Annotated in this window: 16 protein-coding genes; 7 read left to right on the plus strand and 9 right to left on the minus strand. The window is 59.3% G+C overall.

All coding sequences use genetic code 11. From position 1 onward, the window contains the following. Window positions 1-41 precede the first annotated feature (41 nt). The 3 genes from N1037_09210 to N1037_09220 form a co-directional block, all read right to left on the minus strand. The gene (locus tag N1037_09210; protein ID UWS81168.1) at window positions 42-953 is read right to left on the minus strand and encodes an ABC transporter permease; all 912 of its coding nucleotides are present in this window, start codon (window positions 951-953) and stop codon (window positions 42-44) included. Continuing rightward, window positions 946-1,953, minus strand: a complete 1,008-nt coding sequence (locus N1037_09215; protein UWS81169.1) for an ABC transporter permease — start codon at window positions 1,951-1,953, stop codon at window positions 946-948. Before N1037_09215 ends, N1037_09210 begins: the two co-directional genes overlap by 8 nt. Before the next feature lie 161 nt (window positions 1,954-2,114). Further along, on the minus strand, window positions 2,115-3,815 hold the full coding sequence (locus N1037_09220) for a peptide ABC transporter substrate-binding protein (GenBank protein UWS81170.1): 1,701 nt from the start codon (window positions 3,813-3,815) through the stop codon (window positions 2,115-2,117). A gap of 361 nt (window positions 3,816-4,176) precedes the next feature. Between N1037_09220 and N1037_09225 the strand changes: the two genes are divergently transcribed. The 6 genes from N1037_09225 to N1037_09250 all read left to right on the plus strand — a co-directional run bounded on the left by N1037_09225 (window position 4,177) and on the right by N1037_09250 (window position 11,345). Continuing rightward, on the plus strand, window positions 4,177-5,997 hold the full coding sequence (locus N1037_09225; protein UWS81171.1) for an ABC transporter ATP-binding protein: 1,821 nt from the start codon (window positions 4,177-4,179) through the stop codon (window positions 5,995-5,997). 4 nt (window positions 5,998-6,001) lie between these two features. After that, entirely contained in the window at window positions 6,002-7,174 is a 1,173-nt protein-coding gene (gene argE / locus N1037_09230; GenBank protein UWS81172.1) for an acetylornithine deacetylase, read from the plus strand. A 45-nt stretch (window positions 7,175-7,219) separates the two neighbouring features. Then, entirely contained in the window at window positions 7,220-7,690 is a 471-nt protein-coding gene (locus N1037_09235; protein ID UWS81173.1) for a MarR family transcriptional regulator, read from the plus strand. A 53-nt stretch (window positions 7,691-7,743) separates the two neighbouring features. Continuing rightward, entirely contained in the window at window positions 7,744-8,910 is a 1,167-nt protein-coding gene (locus N1037_09240) for a M20 family metallopeptidase (protein ID UWS81174.1), read from the plus strand. A 22-nt stretch (window positions 8,911-8,932) separates the two neighbouring features. Continuing rightward, window positions 8,933-10,102 carry a M20 family metallopeptidase gene (locus N1037_09245; GenBank protein ID UWS81175.1) on the plus strand — a complete coding sequence of 390 codons (1,170 nt, stop codon included), beginning with the start codon at window positions 8,933-8,935 and terminating at the stop codon, window positions 10,100-10,102. A 79-nt stretch (window positions 10,103-10,181) separates the two neighbouring features. Continuing rightward, window positions 10,182-11,345, plus strand: a complete 1,164-nt coding sequence (locus N1037_09250) for a M20 family metallopeptidase (GenBank protein ID UWS81176.1) — start codon at window positions 10,182-10,184, stop codon at window positions 11,343-11,345. Between the two features lie 156 nt (window positions 11,346-11,501). Here the strand turns inward: N1037_09250 and N1037_09255 are convergent, their stop codons facing one another. The 3 genes from N1037_09255 to moaA are packed head-to-tail and all read right to left on the minus strand — an operon-like array spanning window position 11,502 to window position 14,897. Then, window positions 11,502-12,545: a glycosyltransferase family 4 protein gene (locus N1037_09255; protein ID UWS81177.1), complete on the minus strand. Its 1,044-nt coding sequence runs from the start codon at window positions 12,543-12,545 to the stop codon at window positions 11,502-11,504. Then, window positions 12,542-13,876 carry a 3-deoxy-D-manno-octulosonic acid transferase gene (locus tag N1037_09260; GenBank protein ID UWS81178.1) on the minus strand — a complete coding sequence of 445 codons (1,335 nt, stop codon included), beginning with the start codon at window positions 13,874-13,876 and terminating at the stop codon, window positions 12,542-12,544. The genes N1037_09255 and N1037_09260 overlap by 4 nt, the downstream gene beginning before the upstream one ends. Before the next feature lie 10 nt (window positions 13,877-13,886). Further along, a complete protein-coding gene (moaA, locus tag N1037_09265; protein ID UWS81179.1) occupies window positions 13,887-14,897 on the minus strand; it encodes a GTP 3',8-cyclase MoaA in 1,011 nt (336 codons plus the stop codon). A gap of 92 nt (window positions 14,898-14,989) precedes the next feature. Here moaA and N1037_09270 point away from each other — a divergent pair, with 92 nt between their 5' ends. Beyond that, a complete protein-coding gene (locus N1037_09270; protein UWS81180.1) occupies window positions 14,990-15,490 on the plus strand; it encodes a hypothetical protein in 501 nt (166 codons plus the stop codon). A 2-nt stretch (window positions 15,491-15,492) separates the two neighbouring features. On the opposite strand, the gene N1037_09275 is transcribed toward N1037_09270, so the two are convergent. From N1037_09275 to glmU, 3 genes are read right to left on the minus strand one after another with little or no spacing between them, the layout of a single operon-like run. Beyond that, window positions 15,493-16,272 carry a DNA alkylation repair protein gene (locus N1037_09275; protein UWS81181.1) on the minus strand — a complete coding sequence of 260 codons (780 nt, stop codon included), beginning with the start codon at window positions 16,270-16,272 and terminating at the stop codon, window positions 15,493-15,495. Window positions 16,273-16,276: 4 nt separating this feature from the next. Beyond that, window positions 16,277-18,100, minus strand: coding sequence for a glutamine--fructose-6-phosphate transaminase (isomerizing) (glmS, locus tag N1037_09280; GenBank protein ID UWS81182.1), 1,824 nt, complete (start codon window positions 18,098-18,100; stop codon window positions 16,277-16,279). Continuing rightward, window positions 18,101-19,456 carry a bifunctional UDP-N-acetylglucosamine diphosphorylase/glucosamine-1-phosphate N-acetyltransferase GlmU gene (gene glmU, locus N1037_09285; GenBank protein UWS81183.1) on the minus strand — a complete coding sequence of 452 codons (1,356 nt, stop codon included), beginning with the start codon at window positions 19,454-19,456 and terminating at the stop codon, window positions 18,101-18,103. Window positions 19,457-19,550 lie beyond the last annotated feature (94 nt).

Consider the following 19,550-nt stretch of genomic DNA (forward strand, 5'->3'; position numbering starts at 1 on the left):
GTGAGTTGCAGCGGCACGGCTGCCCGCGTCGCTCTGAGGGGTTAGCGGCCGCGAATCCGTGGATCCAATGCGTCGCGCAGCCCGTCACCAAGGTAGTTCACGCTCAGCACGGTCAAAGAAATCGCGATGCCAGGCCAGAACACCCGCTCGGGATGCTGCTGCAGATAGTCGGTGGCATCAAACAACAGCCGCCCCCAGGTTGGGAAATCCGGTGGGAAGCCCAGGCCGAGGAAAGACAGCGAGCTTTCGGTGATGATCGCGGTGGCAATCCCCAGTGTTGCTGACACCATGATCGGCGACAGCACGTTTGGCAGGATATGCCGGGTGATCAGCTGGCTGTTCGAGGTGCCGATGGAGCGGGCCGCAAGAACAAACTCACGTTCCTTGATCGCCAGGACATCGCCGCGCACGATGCGCGCGGTGGGCATCCAGGAGGTCACCCCAATGGCACAAACGATGAGGATGAAGATCCCCTGTTCAGGCCCAAAGGCCGCGTTCAGCGGTTCGCGAAACAGCAGCATCATCACTAGAAGCAGCGGCAGCAACGGCAGGGCCAGGAACAGATCCGTGAGACGCATCAACGGCCCATCAAGCCGTTTAAAGAACCCGGCCACAACGCCAATGAAGGAGCCAAGAACCAGCGCCAGCGCCATCGCCGTAAGCCCAACCGAGACCGAGGTGGAGCCGCCAGCCATCATTCGGGCCATCATGTCACGGCCCAGCTGATCGGTACCAAAGGGATGTGCCAAGCTGGGTCCCTGATTCCGGGAACGGATGTCGATATGGGTTGCATCAATATCCCAGAGGAAAGGACCCAGATAGACCGAAGCCACGATAAGAAAGAACAGGATGCCGCCTAGCAGTGCACCACGGTGGGTTTTGAACTGGTCCCAGACATCCAGCCACTGGCTGCGCGGTGGTTTGCTGGGGATGGGATTGCTAAGCTCAGTCATAGCGGATCCTCGGGTCTAGAATGCCATAGAGAACATCGGCGATCAGATTGAACATCACGATGAGAATGGCAAAGATAAAGGTGAGAGTCTGTACCATGGGCAGATCATTGGCCTGAATAGCGCCAATCAGCAGCTGGCCGATGCCATTTACCTTGAACACCTGCTCGGTGATGATTGCGCCGCCAAAGATCGCGGGAATGCCAAGGGCAATCACCGTGACCACCGGGATCATCGAGTTGCGCAGAACATGCACCATCACCACGACATATTCGCTGAGCCCTTTGGCACGGGCCGTGCGCACATAGTCCTGGTTCAGGTTATCCAGCATCGAGGCGCGCATAAAGCGGCTGAGCTGGGCAGTGATCTGCAGCGCCAGCACCATGACCGGCATGATCATCTGTCGCAACTGGTGGACAAAGCTGTCCCAGCTGTCGACCACATGGGTGGTGTCGTAGATCGACGGGAACCAGCCCAGCTGCACTGAGAAGATCACGATGACCAAAACGCCCGAGAAAAACGGCGGCACCGAAAAGCCAACCATCGACACAAAAGTGCCGAGCTGGTCAAACCAGCTATACTGACGATAGGCGGAGTAGATGCCGATGGGCAGGGCGATGAAGATGGCAACCACATAGGCGGTGCCCACAACCCACAGGGTCTGCGGCATCCGCTGGATGACGATATCCATCACCGGCGAACGGGTCTGCCAGGAGATGACGCGCAGGTCACCCTGCGAGAAGGTGGTGCCAAAATAGTGGTCGATCAGGACTTGGGGTTCAATCCAGAAGAACTGCACCAGCCATTTCCAGAAGCGGATGGGGGCGGGTTGGCCAAGGCCAAGGGCCTCGCGCATTTTTTCTTTGACTTCGGGGGGGACCGTCAGGGGCACCTGCGCCATTGGATCGCCGGGTGCGAGTTCAAGAAGGAGGAAGATCACCAGGCTGATGAAGAGCAATGTCGGAACCGACAGGATCAATCGCCTGATTGTAAAGGTCAGCATGGAACGTGCGCCTTTTGCAATGTGTTATTGTTGAGCTGGACAGGGCGTCAGGGCCGCGGTGGCTGCCGCCTGTGGCCAATGTGTCCGGCGATAAACCGGAACGCGGCGCGAATGGCAAGAGGCCCCGGTGAAACACCGGGGCCTCGTTTGGTCAGAACCGTTTATTTGATACGGTACCAGTCAGCAGCGTTCCAGATTTCGCTGTCCCAGACGTTCAGCACAACACCACCAAGCGAGTTGGCGTGCGCCGAGAGACGGCCACGGTGAACCAGAGGGATCATGCCGCCGTTTCCAACGATGATGTCGTTGAGACGCTTGGAGATTTCCGCACGAGCTTCGGCACCGGCTGTGGTTGTCAGCTCCGCATGCAGCTTGTCGAACTCTTCGTTGCAGAAGCGCGAGATGTTCTCACCCTGCCACTGGGTCGCAGGCGAAGGCGCCTTGTCGCACAGACCGTTCGCCAGGTAGGACTGAGGGTCGGTGCCGTTGAAGGTATTGGCATACATTTCAACGTCAGCATAGAACTTCTGGAAGGTGTCAGGCGAACCGGGATCACCACCAAAGAACACGGAACCGCTAAGGTTACGCAGCTCGGATTCGATACCAATTTCGCTCCACCACTGTTTGATCAGAGCCTGGAAGTCCTGACGCACGGCGTTGGTCGAGGTCTGGTACAGGATCTTCATTGGGATCCCATCGGGGGTTTCACGTACGCCGTCACCATTGGTGTCTTTGTAGCCCGCTTCTTCCAGCATCGCGTTTGCCGCAGCGATGTCCTGCTTGTCGCAGGTGAAGGTGTCAGAGTTTACAGCTGCAGGTGCCGGAACCCAGTTACAGGTGACTTTACCCGCTTTGCCATAGCCGATTTCGACCAGCAAAGGACGGTCAATCGCCAGCGACATTGCTTTGTAAACCGCAGGATCACCCAAGAAAGGGTGCGGACGGATCACCGAACGCTCATCCGGGCCAAGCGCCGGATCAGGGTTGGTGTTGTTCAGCATGATGCGCTCAACCAGCGGGCCAAAGCCTGCGACAGGCTTGCCTTTGCCGGCGGATTCCATCTGGGCGATGACTTCAGGGGCCAGCTGCAGGTTCCAGGCGTAGTCAAACTCGCCGGTTTCCATGACGGCACGGCCAGCGGCCGTTGCGTCGCCGCCACCTTTGAACAGGACCTTGGCAAAGGCAGGCTTGGCCGGGTCACGATAGTTCGGGTTGGCCGACAGGGTGATCACGTCGTTGGGTTTGAATTCATCAACAACAAAAGGACCGGTGCCGATGGGGGCAAAGTTGGCCTCGGTGCATTCCGGTGCCTTGGCACCCATACAATCCGCAAACTGAGCCGCCTGGATGATGGGGCTTTCACCGCCAACAAAGGGGCCATAGGGGAAGGGGGTTGGCTTGGCAAATGTGACCTTGACGGTCAGATCATCAAGGGCTTCAACCGAGGTCACACCTTCGAATTTGGTAACCTGGGCACAGCCGCCTTCGGGGTCCATGCAGTAGTCAGCGGTGAATTTCACATCCGCAGAGGTGAAGGCGCTGCCATCGGACCATTTGAGGCCGGGTGCGATCTTCCAAGTGATGGAGGTCAGGTCTTCGCTGACGCCACCGTTTTCAACGGTTGGGATTTCGGCGGCCAGGTAAGGCACCATGACGCCATCCTGATTGTAGCGGACCAGGGGCTCAATCACCAGCGATGCGGCTTCAACGTCCTTGGTCCCACCGGATAGGAAGGGATTCATGATCGATGGCGCTTGCCAGTAGATGATGTTGACCTGGCCGTCAGAGCCGCGCTCGGCAAAAGCTGCCGGAGCGATGGCAGCCGTGGCGATGGCACCCATCAAAAGGGTTTTGAGTTTCATTACACTCTCCTTGTCGAACACATTACGTGTCTTTTTGTGCCGGACAACTTGGCCCGGCTTGTTGCCGCAAAACTGCGGGTTCGATGTCGCTCTGCCTATGATGGCGTGCAAGGTTTTGAAAGATCAAAATTTTTCGATCCCAATTGTCGCTATACGCACCACCATACGGGGCAGATACTGGCAGTATCGAAGCAGAGTTTCCAAAAAAAGCAAGCCTTACCGGGGGATTTTTCCTGACCAACCTCGGCATTGTGGAATTTTGCAGGCTGGATTTGACGCCCCCCGCCAAGATTGTCATACATCTTGCACAAGCTCGGCACGCAAGCAGGGCATTATTATTCACAAAACAGGGGGCGACGGGGTGCTCGATCAACCTATTGCACAAATTAAAGGCCTTCGCGTCGAGTTTCAGACCAAAGATGGCCCGGTTGTTGGCGTCGAGAACGTCTCCTTTGATGTAAAGCCCGGGGAAACCGTCTGCGTCGTCGGCGAGTCGGGTTCTGGCAAATCCGTTTCCTCGCTGTCGCTGATGCGCCTCGTTGAATTTGGCGGCGGTGAGATCTCCGCGGGTGAGCTGATGTTTGATCGCCGCGAGGGCGGTGTCATGGATCTGGCCAAGGCACCGGGCGACATGATGAAGGACATTCGCGGCAACGAGATCGGCATGATCTTTCAGGAGCCGATGACCGCCCTGAACCCGGTCTTCACTGTTGGCCGCCAGCTGACCGAAGGTCTGCGGGTGCACAAGGACATGAACAAGGCCCAGGCCGAGGCGCGGGCGCTGGAACTGCTGCGCGAAGTGCGTATTCCCGAGCCCGAACGTCGGTTGACACAGTACCCCCACGAGCTGTCCGGTGGCATGCGTCAGCGGGTTGTAATCGCCATGGCCATGGCCTGCGAGCCTCGCCTGCTGATCGCTGATGAACCCACAACCGCGCTGGATGTGACCATTCAGGCGGAAATTCTGGCCCTGATGGACCGGCTAAAGCGCGAAACCGGCACGGCGGTGATGTTCATCACCCACGACATGGCCGTTGTGGCGCAGATGGCAGACCGGGTTGTGGTGATGTTCCGCGGTAACAAGGTCGAAGAGGGCACGGTCGAAGAGATCTTTGAAAACCCCCAGCATGACTACACCAAGGCGTTGCTGGCAGCGGTGCCCAAACTGGGGGAAATGCAGGGCAAGGCCTACCCCGAGCCGATGAAGCTGATGGGGGTCGAAGGCCAAAGGATTGAGCCAATCAAAGGCACTGACGAGGTGCTGTTGCAGGTTGAAAATCTCACCACGCGCTTCCCGGTCAAAGGCGGATTGCTGCGCCGGACGGTGGCCAATGTGCACGCGGTCGAGGATGTGTCCTTTAAGGTTTTCAAGGGGCAGACCCTGTCGCTGGTTGGTGAATCTGGCTGCGGCAAATCCACCGCAGGGCGGTCGCTTTTGCGTCTGGTTGAACCGCTGTCGGGCAAGGTGGAATTCGAGGGTCGTGATATTCTTGGGTTGAACCAAAGAGACCTGCACAAGGCCCGCCTGGACATGCAGATGATCTTCCAGGATCCCTTTGCCTCGCTCAATCCACAGATGCAGCTTTTGGATCAGGTGGCAGAACCGCTGCGCAACTATGGCCTGGCCTCGGGCTCTGAGCTGCAGGATCGCGTGGCCAATCTGTTTGACCGGGTGCAGCTGCCGCGCAGCTTTATGCGCCGCTACCCGCACGAGATGTCCGGCGGTCAGCGTCAGCGGATCGCAATTGCCCGCGCTCTGGCCTTGAACCCGAAACTGATTGTGGCAGATGAGGCTGTCTCGGCGCTGGATGTTTCTGTACAAGCCCAAGTTTTGAACTTGATGATGGAATTGCAGGCAGATCTGGGTCTGTCCTTTCTGTTTATCAGCCATGACATGGCGGTGGTCGAACGCGTCAGCCATCAGGTCGGGGTGATGTATCTGGGGCGTATCGTTGAACTTGGCCCGCGTGCCCGCGTCTTTGAGAACCCGCAGCATGCCTATACGCAGGCGCTGATGAAGGCGGTTCCCATTGCTGATCCCCATCGCCGCAAAAGCGAAAAAGACCTGAACTTCAAACCCATTCCATCGCCCATTCATGGTCTCGATTACCAGCCGGAGCCCTCACAGTATCTGGAGGTGGAGCCAGGTCACTTTGTGCTTACCACCGACAGTGGGTATTAATTTGATGACTGCAGTTTTGACGCCGCTAGAGATCATGCAAAAACTGGTGGCTTTCCCAACGGTGAGCCGCGACAGCAATCTGCCTTTGGTCGATTGGGTACAGCAGTACCTGACCGAGCAGGGCATCGTCTCGCACCGCTGGGTGGACCCGGATCAGCCCCATAAGGCAGCTGTTTTTGCCCATGTCGGCCCAGAGATCGAAGGCGCGGTTGTCCTGTCGGGGCACACCGATGTGGTGCCGGTTGATGGCCAACCCTGGGACAGCGACCCCTTCACCGTGATAGAACGTGACGGCAAGTATTTTGGCCGGGGCACCTGTGACATGAAGGGGTTTGATGCCCTGGCGATCTGGGCCTTGGTTGAGGCACACCATCGCGGCGTAAAGCGGCCTTTGCAGCTGGCGCTCAGCTTTGACGAAGAAATCGGTTGCACCGGGGCGCCGCCGATGATTGAGGCCATGCAGCCGCTGTTGCCCAAGGGGGCAGCCGTTATCGTTGGTGAGCCATCGATGATGCAGGCGGTGACCGGCCACAAGGGCGGCACAGGTTTTCGCACCCATATGATCGGCTTTGAGGTGCACAGCTCGCTGCTGCACACAGGCGTCAGCGCCATCATGCAGGGAGCGCGGCTGATCGACTGGGCCAACCATCGCAATGCGGATAACATGGCCAAAGAGCCAGGCGAGATGCAGTCCCTGTTCAACCCGCCCTTCACCACCTGTCATGTGGGCATGATCTCCGGCGGCACCGCCCATAATATCACCGCCAAAGACTGCACATTTATGATGGATTTTCGGGTTGTTCCCGGCGAGCAGGCCAGCGATTGGGAAGCGGCCTACCGCACTGAGGTGCAAAAGGTCGAAGCGGACATGCAGGCGATCCACCCGGAAGCGCGCATTGATATCAGCAAGGGCTTTGACGTCCCCGCCCTGGTCCCCGAAGAGGCCGGGGAGGCCGAGGCGCTGGTGCGCAGCCTGACCGGCGACAATGGCACCCATGTGGTTAGCTACGGCACCGAGGCCGGCCAGTTCCAGGCAGCGGGCTATTCGGCGGTGATCTGTGGTCCGGGGGATATTGCCCAGGCGCATCAGCCCAATGAGTTTATCACCGTGGCACAGTTCAATGCGGGCCATGGTTTTATGAAACAGCTTGTTGCGCGTCTGGAGACGCCTCGCTAGCGTGTTTTGTCAGTGTTGTCCTGTTGCGCCCTGTGAAAGGTGATTATGTCAGAAGTAGAGAGTAACCTGCCCAAAGGGATCTACGAGGACATAGATTTTGCCGTCCTGGTGCAAATTGCAGGCCGGATGATCGCGCAGCATGTTGAAGCCATAGGCAAAGAAGCGGCTTTGTCCGCCGGGCATCTCAGCGTGCTGGGGATGATCCACCGCAAGCCGGGGCTGGTGCAAAGCGTCTATGGGGCGATTCTGGCCATCAATGACGCCACCCTTGGCCGGTATGTGGACAAGCTGGAAGACCAGGGGCTGGTGTTGCGCGAACGCTGCGACGACGATCGGCGTACCGTTCGCCTGACGCTGACGGATGCAGGACTGGCCTTCATCATCGCCGTCAAAACACGTCTGGCAGAGATACGCAGCGAAGTGACCGGCGGGTTAGGTCCTTCGGATATTTCTGTGCTGCAGGAGAACCTTGTCACCTTCTTGACCGCCCACGGGCCGGATTTGCAAGAAACGTAGACAAGGCTTTTTTATTGCCTTACCAATCATCTCAATTGAGAGGAGTTGCGCTTTTGCCCATCAAAAACCGTTTTGCCGAAATGCAGCGAGAAATCACCGCCTGGCGGCATCATCTGCATGAAAATCCTGAACTGCTGTATGAGGTGCATAAAACCGCAGCCTTTGTTCAAGAACAGCTGCAGAGCTTTGGGGTGACGGATGTAACACCTGGCATTGGCAGGACCGGCGTTGTGGCGGTGATCGAAGGCAAGACCAATACCTCGGGTCGGGTGATCGGGCTGCGCGCTGATATGGACGCGCTGCCCATCCATGAGGCCTCTGGCGTCGACTACGCGTCTAAAACGCCCGGACTGATGCATGCCTGTGGTCACGATGGTCACACAGCAATCCTGCTGGGGGCGGCGAGATATCTCTCTGAAACCCGCAATTTTGACGGCAAAGTGGTGCTGATCTTCCAACCCGCCGAAGAGGGCGGCGCGGGGGCCAAGGCCATGTGTGACGATGGCCTGATGGAACGCTGGGGCATCCAGGAGGTATACGGCTTGCACAACATGCCAGGCCAGCCCGTCGGGGAATTTGCCATTCGCCCCGGTGCCTTGTTGGCCTCGTCAGATGAATTCGAGATCAAGGTGACCGGCAAGGGCGGCCATGCGGCGGCCCCCCATGATGCCATCGATACCACTCTTGTGGCCTCGCAGATTGTGGTCTCGCTGCATTCCATCGTGTCGCGCAATGTCGATCCGGTAAAACGTGTGGTACTTACGGTTGGGACCTTTGAAACCGATAGCACGGCCTCCAATGTGATTGCCCATACGGCAAAACTGCAAGGCACGGTGCGAACGCTGGACACCGAATATCGCGCCGAGGCCGAAGACTGGGTCCGCCGGGTTGCCACCAGCACCGCTGAGGCCTTTGGCGCCACCGCCGAGGTGATCTGGTCGCCGGGATATCCGGTGACAATCAACACCGATACCGAAACCGGCTATGCCATTGAGGCCGCCCGTGCCGTCGGCGCCGCAGTGGATGAAAATACCGCACCAATCATGCCGTCGGAGGACTTTTCCTATATGCTGGAAGAGCGTCCCGGCGCCTATATTTTCCTCGGCAATGGCGACACGGCCATGTGTCACCACCCCGCCTATGTCTTTGACGACGAAGCGATTCCACTGGGTTGCAGCTGGTTCGCCGAACTTGTTGAACGACGAATGCCCACAGCATAATTCAGACCAAAGGACACGCGCGATGCCAGTCAAAAACCGAATTGCAGATCTGCACGAAGAAGTGGCCGGTTGGCGCCGCGACATCCACGAAAACCCTGAAATCCTGTACGAGACCCACCGCACCTCTGCGCTGGTGGCAGAAAAGCTGAAAAGCTTTGGCTGCGATGAGGTGGTGCCTGGAATTGGCCGCACCGGCGTTGTTGCAGTGATCCGGGGGCGCAGCGACACGGTTGGCCGCGCCATCGGGCTGCGCGCCGATATGGACGCTCTGCCGATGCAGGAACAGACCGGGCTGGCGCATGCCTCAAAGATTGATGGGGCGATGCATGCCTGCGGCCACGACGGTCACACCGCCATGCTGCTGGGGGCTGCGAAATACCTGGCCGAGACCCGCAATTTTGATGGCACCGCCGTGGTGATCTTTCAGCCCGCCGAAGAGGGCGGCAATGGCGCCGAAGCCATGTGTAAAGATGGCCTGATGGAACGCTTTGGCATCAACGAAGTCTATGCCATCCACAATGCACCTGGGCTGGAACTGGGCAAGTTTGCCATCCGCCCCGGCCCGATCCTGGCTTCGGTGGATGAGTTCACGCTGACCTTGCAGGGCCGTGGTGGTCATGCGGCCAAGCCGCAGGAAACCGTCGATACCACGGTGATGATGTCCCATATCATCTGCGCGCTGCAAACGGTGATGTCTCGCAATGTCGATCCGGTGCTACAGGGGGTTCTGTCCATCACCTCGGCTGAAACCTCCTCCAAGGCTTTTAACGTGATCCCGGATCGGGCCGAGGTCCGGGGGACGGTGCGCACCCATTCGCCTGAGGTCCGGGCGCTGATCCCTGAACGGCTGCAGGCCATCGTCGATGGGATTGCCCAGACCTTTGGCGGCACGGCAGACCTGTCGTTTCATCTGGGCGTCCCGGTCACAATCAATGATGATGCAGCCGCCGATTTTGCCCGCCTGGCGGCGGAAACAGTTTCCGGCGCAGGCTCTTGCGAGGAGGTGCCGCTGGCCATGGGCGGAGAGGATTTCTCCTTCATGCTGCAAGAGCGCCCGGGCGCCATGATCCGCCTGGGCAATGGCCCTTCTGCCGGGCTGCATCATCCCGAATATGATTTCAACGATGAGGCCATTCCGACGGGGATCAGCTGGTTTGCCGAAATGATCGAACAGCGGATGCCAGTGGCCTGATCTGGCCTGACACCAGTCAAACACCATTCAAAACACCCCGGTTAAAATCACCGGGACAGTAATACCAAGGAGACTATCCATGCCGGTCAAGAACCGCTTCGCCGAATTGCAAAATGAAATCACCGAATGGCGTCGTGACCTTCACGAAAACCCGGAGATCCTGTTTGAAACCCACCGCACCTCTGCGCTGGTGGCGGACAAGCTCAAGGAATTTGGCTGCGACGAGATTGTCACCGGCATTGGCCGCACCGGTGTTGTTGGTGTGATCAAGGGTAAAACCGATACAGCGGGTAAGGTCATTGGCTTGCGCGCGGACATGGACGCGCTGCCCATCCACGAGGCCACTGGCCTGGACTATGCCTCCAAGACCCCCAATGCCATGCATGCCTGTGGCCATGATGGCCATACGGCGATGCTGCTGGGGGCTGCCAAATACCTGTCCGAGACCCGCAATTTTGATGGCACCGTTGTGCTGATCTTCCAACCCGCCGAAGAAGGTGGCGGCGGTGGCCGGGAGATGTGTGAAGACGGCATGATGGAGCGCTGGGGCATTCAGGAAGTCTACGGCATGCACAACTGGCCGGGCAAACCCATTGGCTCTTTCTCAATCCGGTCGGGGGCGTTTTTTGCCGCCACGGACCAGTTTGCCATCACCTTTGAAGGGCGCGGCGGCCATGCGGCAAAACCGCAGGAAACCATTGATACCACAGTGATGTCGGCGCAGGCGGTCTTGGCGCTGCAGACCATTGCGTCGCGCAACGCTGATCCGGTGGAACAGATTGTGGTTTCAGTGACCTCGTTTGAGACCTCATCCAAGGCCTTTAACGTGATCCCACAGCGTGTCGAAATCAAAGGCACGGTCCGTACCATGGCGAATGAGACACGGGATCTGGCGGAAAAGCGGATCAAGGAAATCTGCGCCGGCATCGCGGCCACCTTTGGCGGCACTGCTGATGTGAACTACTATCGCGGCTACCCGGTTATGGCCAACCACGACGAACAGACCGATTTCGCCGCCAAGGTTGCCACCGATATCTCGGGCGCCTGCGAAGAGGCACCGTTGGTCATGGGCGGCGAGGATTTTGCCTTCATGCTGGAAGAGCGCCCCGGCGCATATATTCTGGTGGGCAATGGCGACAGCGCCTCGGTTCACCACCCAGAGTATAACTTCAACGATGAAGCTATCCCTGCGGGCTGCAGCTGGTGGGCAGGAATCGTAGAGCAGCGTATGCCTGCTGCCTGATTTGGCAGCAAGCTGCACAAATATTGCAAAAGCCCGGCACTTGCCGGGCTTTTTTTGGGTCTGCAATCAGACAAAACAGGCTCAATACCCCGGTTTGACCCCGATTTTTTTGGTGGCCTGTCCCTATGGTCGTGGCTTTTGCCTGTTTTTTTGGCGCTAGCCTGTGGCCCAAAGCGCCTGATAGACCTCTTCGATTCCCTGGGCTTCGCGGCTGGCGCTAAAGCTTTCAACGGCGATCTCGCGGGCGTTGTGGCACATGGCCTGATAGTGATTCGGATCTCGTAGCAGCGTCAGGGCTGCCTCTGCGGCCTCAGCTGGGGCCACTTGCGGCACAATTCTCCCTGCGCGCCCCTGGCCGGAAAAGACTTGATAATAGCCTGCCTCAGAGCCAACAAAGGGAACAGCACTGGCCATGCCCTCCAAAGGCACCATGCCGTAGCCCTCGTAGCGGGGCAATTGCATCACCAGTGATAGCGCCCGCATGGTTTGCGGCAGGTCGGCGGCGGGGATTTCACCGGGAAACAGAATGCGTTTCGTCAGACCGGCAGCCTTGATCCGCTCCTGTAATCCCTTGAGAAAGCCCTGATGCTCGCGCGTGGCCCGTCCCAGAACCAGCGCCGTGGCGCCGGGAAGCTGCGGCAACAGCTGCAACATGGCCTCGACAAATAGATCGGTGCCTTTTTCCGGGCGAATTCTGCCAATGCTGGCAATACCTATATCGCCGCCAAGCCCAAGCGCCTGCCAGGCGGCGCGGCGATCTATGGCCGGGGTAAAGGTCTTGGTATCGACCCCATGAGGCACCACGGCGCGCACATGGGGCACAAAGCTGGCGGCCTCTTGCGAGGTGGCAACAACCGCATCCATGCGCGAAATCAACCAGCGGGGAAAAGCCGAGTGTCGGCGCAGCGCCGCAGAGGTAAAGACAATGCGGATCGGCAGGCGCAGCACATCGCGCGCCCAGATTGCAGAGCGCATCTCAGTATTGCGGCGCACGTGCCAGATGGCAAAGGGATAGGTGCCGGGGGCTGTGGCCGACAGCTGCTGGGCGCGTTTGACGGCGATCGGAGCGGGGCAGCCGGGCAGGGGGCGGCCAACCAACTGCACATCGTGCAGTGCAACCTGTTGGCGCAGAACATTGGCCGCCGTGGCCGAGACCCCGGTGAAGTTCTTGTTGAAATTGGTGACAAAAAGCTCAGTCATGGGGTTCTTTCAGGCGCATTCAGACCAAGGCTGCTGATCAACCGATCTACCACCACATCCAGCTGGCCGGATTGTTCCGCTACATAGTGGCGCGCGGCGTTGCGGGCGTTTTGCAGCTGCTCCGGCTGGGTCAGCCACAGATCGACCGCCTGTGCCAGCTCTAGGGCATCGTGCACTTGCGTCGCGCCGCCGGCCGCAATCATCGGCGGGTAGGTTTCGATGAAGTTGCTATAGCCCGGCCCGGTGAGCACCGCTGCCCCGGCCCGGGCAACTTCAAAGGGGTTATGCCCGCCAATGGGCCGCAATGATCCACCAAGAAACACAATAGGGGACAGGGCATACCAGCTGCCGAGCTCGCCGAGGGTATCGGCCAGATAGACCTGAGTGTCAGGTGTCAGCGCCGTGCCAGTGCTGCGTTTTGCATAAGCCAGCCCAGCCTGGGTAATCTTGGCGCCAATTTCATCGGCGCGTTCGGGGTGGCGCGGGATCAGGAAAAGGCAGAGATCGGGATGATCCTGCAACAGCACCTTATGGGCGTCCAGCACCGCTTCTTCTTCACCTTTGTGGGTGGAGCTAGCAATCCACAGCGGACGTCCAGCAAGGGCGGTGCGCATCTCCCCCAGCAGACCAGGCGAGTCCGGCAGGGCGGCGGCCCCGGCCTTGAGATTGCCACTGGGAAACACCCGCGCCGGATCCGCCCCAAGCGACAGAAGATCTTTGGCCACCTGTTGGTTCTGGGTCAGCAAAAGATCAAACAGCCCCATCAGGTAGCGCGCCGTTGGCAGTTTCTTCCGCCAGCCTGCAACGGATTTGGCAGACAGGCGGGCATTGACCAGCGCCAGCCGGGTACCACCTGCCTTGGCAGCCGACAGGGTCACCGGCCAAAGCTCGCTTTCGACAAAAATCCCGGCATCCGGGCGCCAATGGGCCAGGAACCGGCCCACTGCGCTGGGTGAATCCAGCGGCGCAAACTGGTGCTGGGCGCAGTCCGGCAGACGTTTAGCGGCCATCGTCGCCGAGGTCGCCGTGCCGGAGGTCAGCAAAAACCGCGCAGCTGGTAAGCGGGTATGTAATCGGTTGATCAAGGTGATGGCAGCCAGGCTTTCGCCCACGGAGGCACCATGAAACCAGATCAGCGGCGCAGAGGCTGCAAGGTCTGGACGGGGTAGGCTGGCATGACCCAGCCTTTCGCGCTGGCGCCGGTCGCTCACCCCATGGGCCGCGAGTTTTGTTGCAACTTTGCGATAGGCAAAAGGCGCCAGCAGCCTGGTCAAGGCGCGATAGCTGTAAAACAGCAGCGTTGGCGGTGCTGTTTGGTCAGGCTTGCTCATCACGTTCCGCTTAGCCGCCGGTGTGGCTCATGTGGCGGGTGATTGTTCCGCCAACCTGCTGCCGGGAATAGTCAAAATCATGGCCTTTGGGTTTGTCGCCAATGGCGGCGCGGATGGCCTGTTCCAGCAGCTCGGTGCCATCCTGGCTGGCGCGCAGTGGTGCACGCAGATCGGCAGAGCCTTCCTGACCAAGGCAGGTATAAATCTCGCCAGTGCAGGTGATGCGCACCCGATTGCAGCTTTCGCAGAAGTTATGGCTGAGCGGAGTGATAAAGCCGATCTTCTGACCGGTTTCTTCCAGCCGCACATAGCGCGCCGGACCGCCAGTGCGTTCGGTCAGATCGGTCACAGTATAGTGGTTTTCATACTCGGCCCGCACGTCTTTGAGCGACCAGAACTGGCCGATGCGGTTCTCATCCCCCATGTCCTCGCCCATGGGCATGACTTCGATCCAGGTGAGATCCAGATCGCGCTCGGCGCACCAGCGGGTGATGGCGGGCAGCTCGGCCTCGTTGAAATCTTTCAGGGCGACGGCATTAATCTTGACCCGCAGCCCGGCCTTTTGCGCCGCATCAATACCCCGCAGAACCTGCGGCAGCCGACCCCAGCGGGTGACGCGGGCAAATTTGTCGTCATCCAGCGTGTCGAGCGAAATATTGACCCGGCGCACTCCGGCAGCAAACAGCGCGTCGGCGTATTTTTCCAGCTGCGAGCCATTGGTGGTCAGGGTCAGCTCCTTGAGCGCGCCGCTGTCCAGATGCCGGGTCATGCTTTCAAAGAAGGTCATAATGCCCCGGCGCACCAGTGGTTCGCCCCCGGTGATACGCAGCTTTTGCACCCCCATTTTGATAAAGCTGGAACATAACAGATCCAGTTCTTCCAGGGTCAGCAGCTCCTTCTTGGGCAGAAAGGTCATGTTTTCCGACATGCAGTACACGCAGCGGAAATCGCACCTGTCGGTGACTGAAACGCGCAGATAGGTGATGGCGCGGGCGAAGGGATCAATCAGTGGGGCATTCATAGGCCTATAGCTAAGGCGCAGTCCCGCCTAGGGCAAGGATAGACTGCGTTTTGGTGCTGGCATTAGGGCAGCGTCAAAGCTAGGCTTGCCCTATGAAACAGATATTATTTGTCATGGCACCTTTGGTGTTTTTGAGTGGTTGCAATACCTTGCAGTGGAATTCCGATATTTTGGGAGGCGCTTCCGGCGCGGCGGTACAGACACCGCAACGTGATCCCGGTGCGCCTTTGTCGGCCATTCCGAGCGATGAAAGCCTGCAACAGGGCGCTATTGTGCAGGACCCTGCTGCGGTCAGCGCGACTGACCTGGCCCCGAGTGCGGGAAGTGCGCCTGTTTCTGCGCGGTTCCAGGGGCGGGCACAGACGGTGGCCTCTTTGGGGGACCCTGCGATTCCCGGCCTGTGGATGGAGACGTCCCTGGTTACAACCCAACAGATCGCCCGGTTGCGCAGCGCCAATGGCAAACAAGTCACCGTGACGCTGAAACCGGCAACCACAGGCGGCTCTAGCGGTCGGCTGTCGATTGGCGCCATGCGGGCGCTTGGGGCGCCGCTGACCGAACTGATTGAAGTCGAAGTGCTGCCAGCAGGCTGAGCTCAGGAGCTCGGCTGGCTGGTGTCTGCGCCGTCGGAGATCTCGACCTCTGCCGCATCGTCCGCTGCAACCACTGGGGACACCAGATCGGGATAGTCGATGGGCTCTTTCAGGTATTTGGCCGCCTCTTTGCGGGCAAAGGGCTTCATCCCGGCGCCGTTTGCAATCAGAAATGCGCGGCTGGCGGCGGCGTCATGTTTGCTGAGATCACGCACCCACCAGGCAATGGCCTTTTGCAGGAACCAGTTGCGATCCGGCACATAAGAGGCCGCCCAGCCTAAGATACGGTCGCGCCGGGACTGATCTTCGGGTTTGAGGTTGTTGAGCTTGGCCCAGGGCAGGCAGGCCACCAGGGCAGCGCGCCGGGTCCACATGTGATCAGAGCTGGTCCAGGCCTCGACCTCATCCAGCCGTGCGGGATCTGCGGTCAGGCGTTTTTGCATTGCCATGCAGGCGTGATCGGCAATGGCCCAGCTGTCAAAATCAGGCAGCCAGCTTTGCAGCAGCTCCCAGACCGCCGCGTCATCCTGGATCCGCGCCTGGGTGAGCAGCTTGCCTGCGGCAATGCGGGCTTCAAACACATCTGTTTTCCACAACTCATCCGCCAGGGTGACGCGATCTTCCAGCGTCAGGGTCTGGCGCCAGCCCTTGGTGATGTCATTGATGGCGGTATTGGGGATGCCCAGGACGATGCGCTTTTGCTTGTGGTAGCTCACCATCTGTTCGGCGCGACCGGGCTCAAAAGCGGCGTTCAACTCGTTCAGGGCATCTTCAAGGGTCATCAGGTTACTCCACCGTAACGGATTTGGCTAGATTGCGCGGCTGATCCACATCGGTGCCTTTGGCCACCGCGGTGTGATAGGCCAGCATCTGGGCTGGCAGCGCATAAAGGATGGGCGTCAGGCTATCGTGCACCTGTGGCATCTGGATGGTTTCCCAGGTGCCGTCTCCGCCCTCCTTAAGCCCAGCCGCATCCGAGATCAACAGCACCTTGCCTTTGCGGGCCATGACCTCCTGCATATTGGAGACCGATTTGTCAAAAAGCCCATCCTTTGGCGCCATGACCACCACTGGCATCTGCTTGTCAATCAGCGCAATGGGACCGTGCTTGAGCTCACCTGAGGCATAGGCCTCGGCATGAATATAGCTGATTTCCTTGAGCTTGAGCGCGCCTTCCAGCGCCAGCGGGAACATCAAACCACGGCCCAGGAACAGCACGTCGCGGGCCTCGCTCAGCTTTTGTGCCGCCTGACGAATGGTGTCATTCTGTTCCAACCCGGCCGCCAGCACATTGGGCAGGCCACGCAGGGCAGAGATATGTGCCTGCAGATCCTCAGCTGAGATTGTGCCGCGGTCCGTTGCCGCCTTGAGCGCCAGCATCAGCAGAACGCTCAGCTGGCAGGTAAAGGCCTTGGTCGAGGCGACGCCGATTTCAACACCTGCGTGAATGGGCAGGGCCAGATCGCTTTCGCGCGCGATTGAACTTTCGGGTACATTGACCACGGACAGAATCTTGTCTGCTTTGCCTTCGCAGTAGCGCAACGCGGCAAGGGTGTCTGCGGTTTCACCGGATTGCGAGACAAACAGCGCCGCTGTTTTGCCCGAAATGGGCGGCTCCCGGTAGCGGAACTCCGAGGCGATATCGACCTCGACCGGCAAGCGGGCGATCTGCTCGAACCAGTATTTGGCAGTGAGGCAGGCATAAAAGGCGGTGCCGCAGGCCACCATGGTCAGCCGCTCGATTTTTGAAAAATCAATGCCCTCTCCGGGCAGATGCACGGCGTCTTCACCCACTGGCAAATAGTGGCGGATGGCTTCGGCAATCACGGTGGGCTGTTCGGCGATCTCTTTGGCCATATAGTGCTTGTGACCCGCCTTATCGACCTGCGAGGCGTCGATCTGGATGGTCTTCATCGGGCGATTGGCCAGGGCGCCGTTGGCATCGCGGATCTCGATGCTGGTGCGGGTCAGATAGACCCGGTCGCCCTCATCCAAATAGGTGACGCGATCTGTGAGCGGCGCCAGAGCAATGGCGTCACTGCCGACAAACATCTCCCCATCGCCATGGCCCACAGCCAGGGGCGAGCCTTTGCGGGCGGCAACCATCAGGTCGTCTTCGCCATCAAACAAAAAGGCCAGTGCAAAGGCGCCTTGCAACTGGTCCAGGGTCTTGTTGGCGGCTTCAATCGGAGTGGCGCCCTCGGAGAGATAGCGCTGGGCCAGCAGCGCCACGGTTTCGGTATCGGTTTCGGTCTGAAACTCGATGCCGCAGCCCGTCAGTTCGGCGCGCAGTTCGCGGTAGTTTTCAATGATGCCATTGTGCACAACTGCCACTGCCCCGGCCCGGTGCGGGTGGGCATTGCTGACCGAGGGCACCCCATGGGTGGCCCAGCGGGTATGGCCGATGCCAGATTTCCCCGGCAGAGGTTCGTGGACCAGCAGGTCGTTCAGGTTGACCAGTTTGCCCAGGGCACGCCGTCGCGCCAGTTTACCATCGTTCACGGTGGCAATGCCTGCACTGTCATAGCCGCGATATTCCAGCCGCTTCAGGGCTTCGACCAGAATGGGAGCCGCTTCATGTTTACCAAGAACACCAACGATACCACACATCTACTCAGATCCTTTTGTCAGCCGGGCCTTTTTGGCGCGCAGCATGTCCATCAGTTTATAGGCGTAGCCGGGCTTATTCTCTTGCCGGGTGCGTGAGAGCGCCAGCGCGCCATCTTCGACGTCTTTGGTCACCACCGTGCCAGAACCGGTCATGGTTTCAGTGCCCAGGGTGACGGGGGCCACCAGCAATGTGTTGGAGCCGATAAAGCTGCGGGCACCAATTTTGGTGCGGTGTTTCATCACCCCGTCGTAGTTGCAGGTGATGGTGCCAGCGCCAATATTGCTTTCCTTACCCACCGTGGCATCGCCGATATAGCTCAGATGGTTGACCTTGGCACCTTCGGCGATTTCGGCGTTTTTGATTTCGACAAAATTGCCGATGTGGGTGTTTTCGGCCAGTTCCGCGCCGGGGCGCAGGCGGGCATAGGGACCGACCTTGGCGCCGCGGCTGACATGGCAGCCTTCCAGGTGGGAAAAGGCGCGAATGACAGCGCCGCTTTCCACGGTGACACCGGGGCCAAAGACTACATTGGGTTCGATCACCGTGTCGCGGCCAATGACCGTGTCAAAGGCCAGGTAAACCGTCTCGGGCGCCATCAGGGTGACACCCAGATCCAACAATTCAGCCCGGGCTTTGGTCTGGAAAACCGCATCCGCAGCGGCCAGATCCGCGCGCGAGTTCACCCCCAGGGTTTCGCTTTCATCGCAGGCAATGGCAGTGACCGAGCGCTCTTGGGCGCGAGCAAGTTCCACCAGATCGGTGAGATAATATTCACCGGAGGCGTTTTCGTTGCCAATCTTGGCCAGCAGATCAAACATCAGATCCGCATCACAGGCCATCAGGCCGGAGTTGCAGAAATCCACGGCGCGTTCTGCTTCTGACGCGTCTTTGAACTCGACAATGCGTTCCAGGCTGTCGCCCTGCATCAGCAGGCGGCCATAGCGCGCCGGGTCTGCGGCGTGAAAGCCCAGCACCACCAGATCCGCCTGCGCCCGCGCAGCGACCATGCGTTCCAGTGTTTCGGCGCTGACAAAGGGCGTGTCGCCATAAAGCACCACAACATCGCCGCTAAAGCCTGTCAGCGCGGCGCGGGCCTGATCCACCGCATGGGCGGTGCCAAGCTGCTCTTCCTGCAACACAACTTCGGCATTCTCGTCAATCTCGGCTACGGCGGCACGGACCGCCTCGGCCTCGTGCCCGGCGACGACAATCACCCGCTCAGGATCCAGGGCGCGACCAGCGGCCAGAGCGTGCTCCAGCATCGAGCCCTGGGCAATGGGGTGCAAAACCTTGGGGATATCAGAATTCATTCGGGTGCCTTTGCCTGCGGCAAGGACGACAAGGGCAGTGCTCATTATCAGTTTTCTCTTTGACTTTTAACGCCCCCGTTCTATCCGCTAACAGCAAAGGTGCAAGCCAATCTGCCATCAAAGAAGGTTGCGGCTTGCA

The sequence above is a fragment of the Phaeobacter sp. G2 genome, from assembly GCA_025163595.1.
In the GTDB taxonomy this organism is placed as follows: domain Bacteria; phylum Pseudomonadota; class Alphaproteobacteria; order Rhodobacterales; family Rhodobacteraceae; genus Pseudophaeobacter.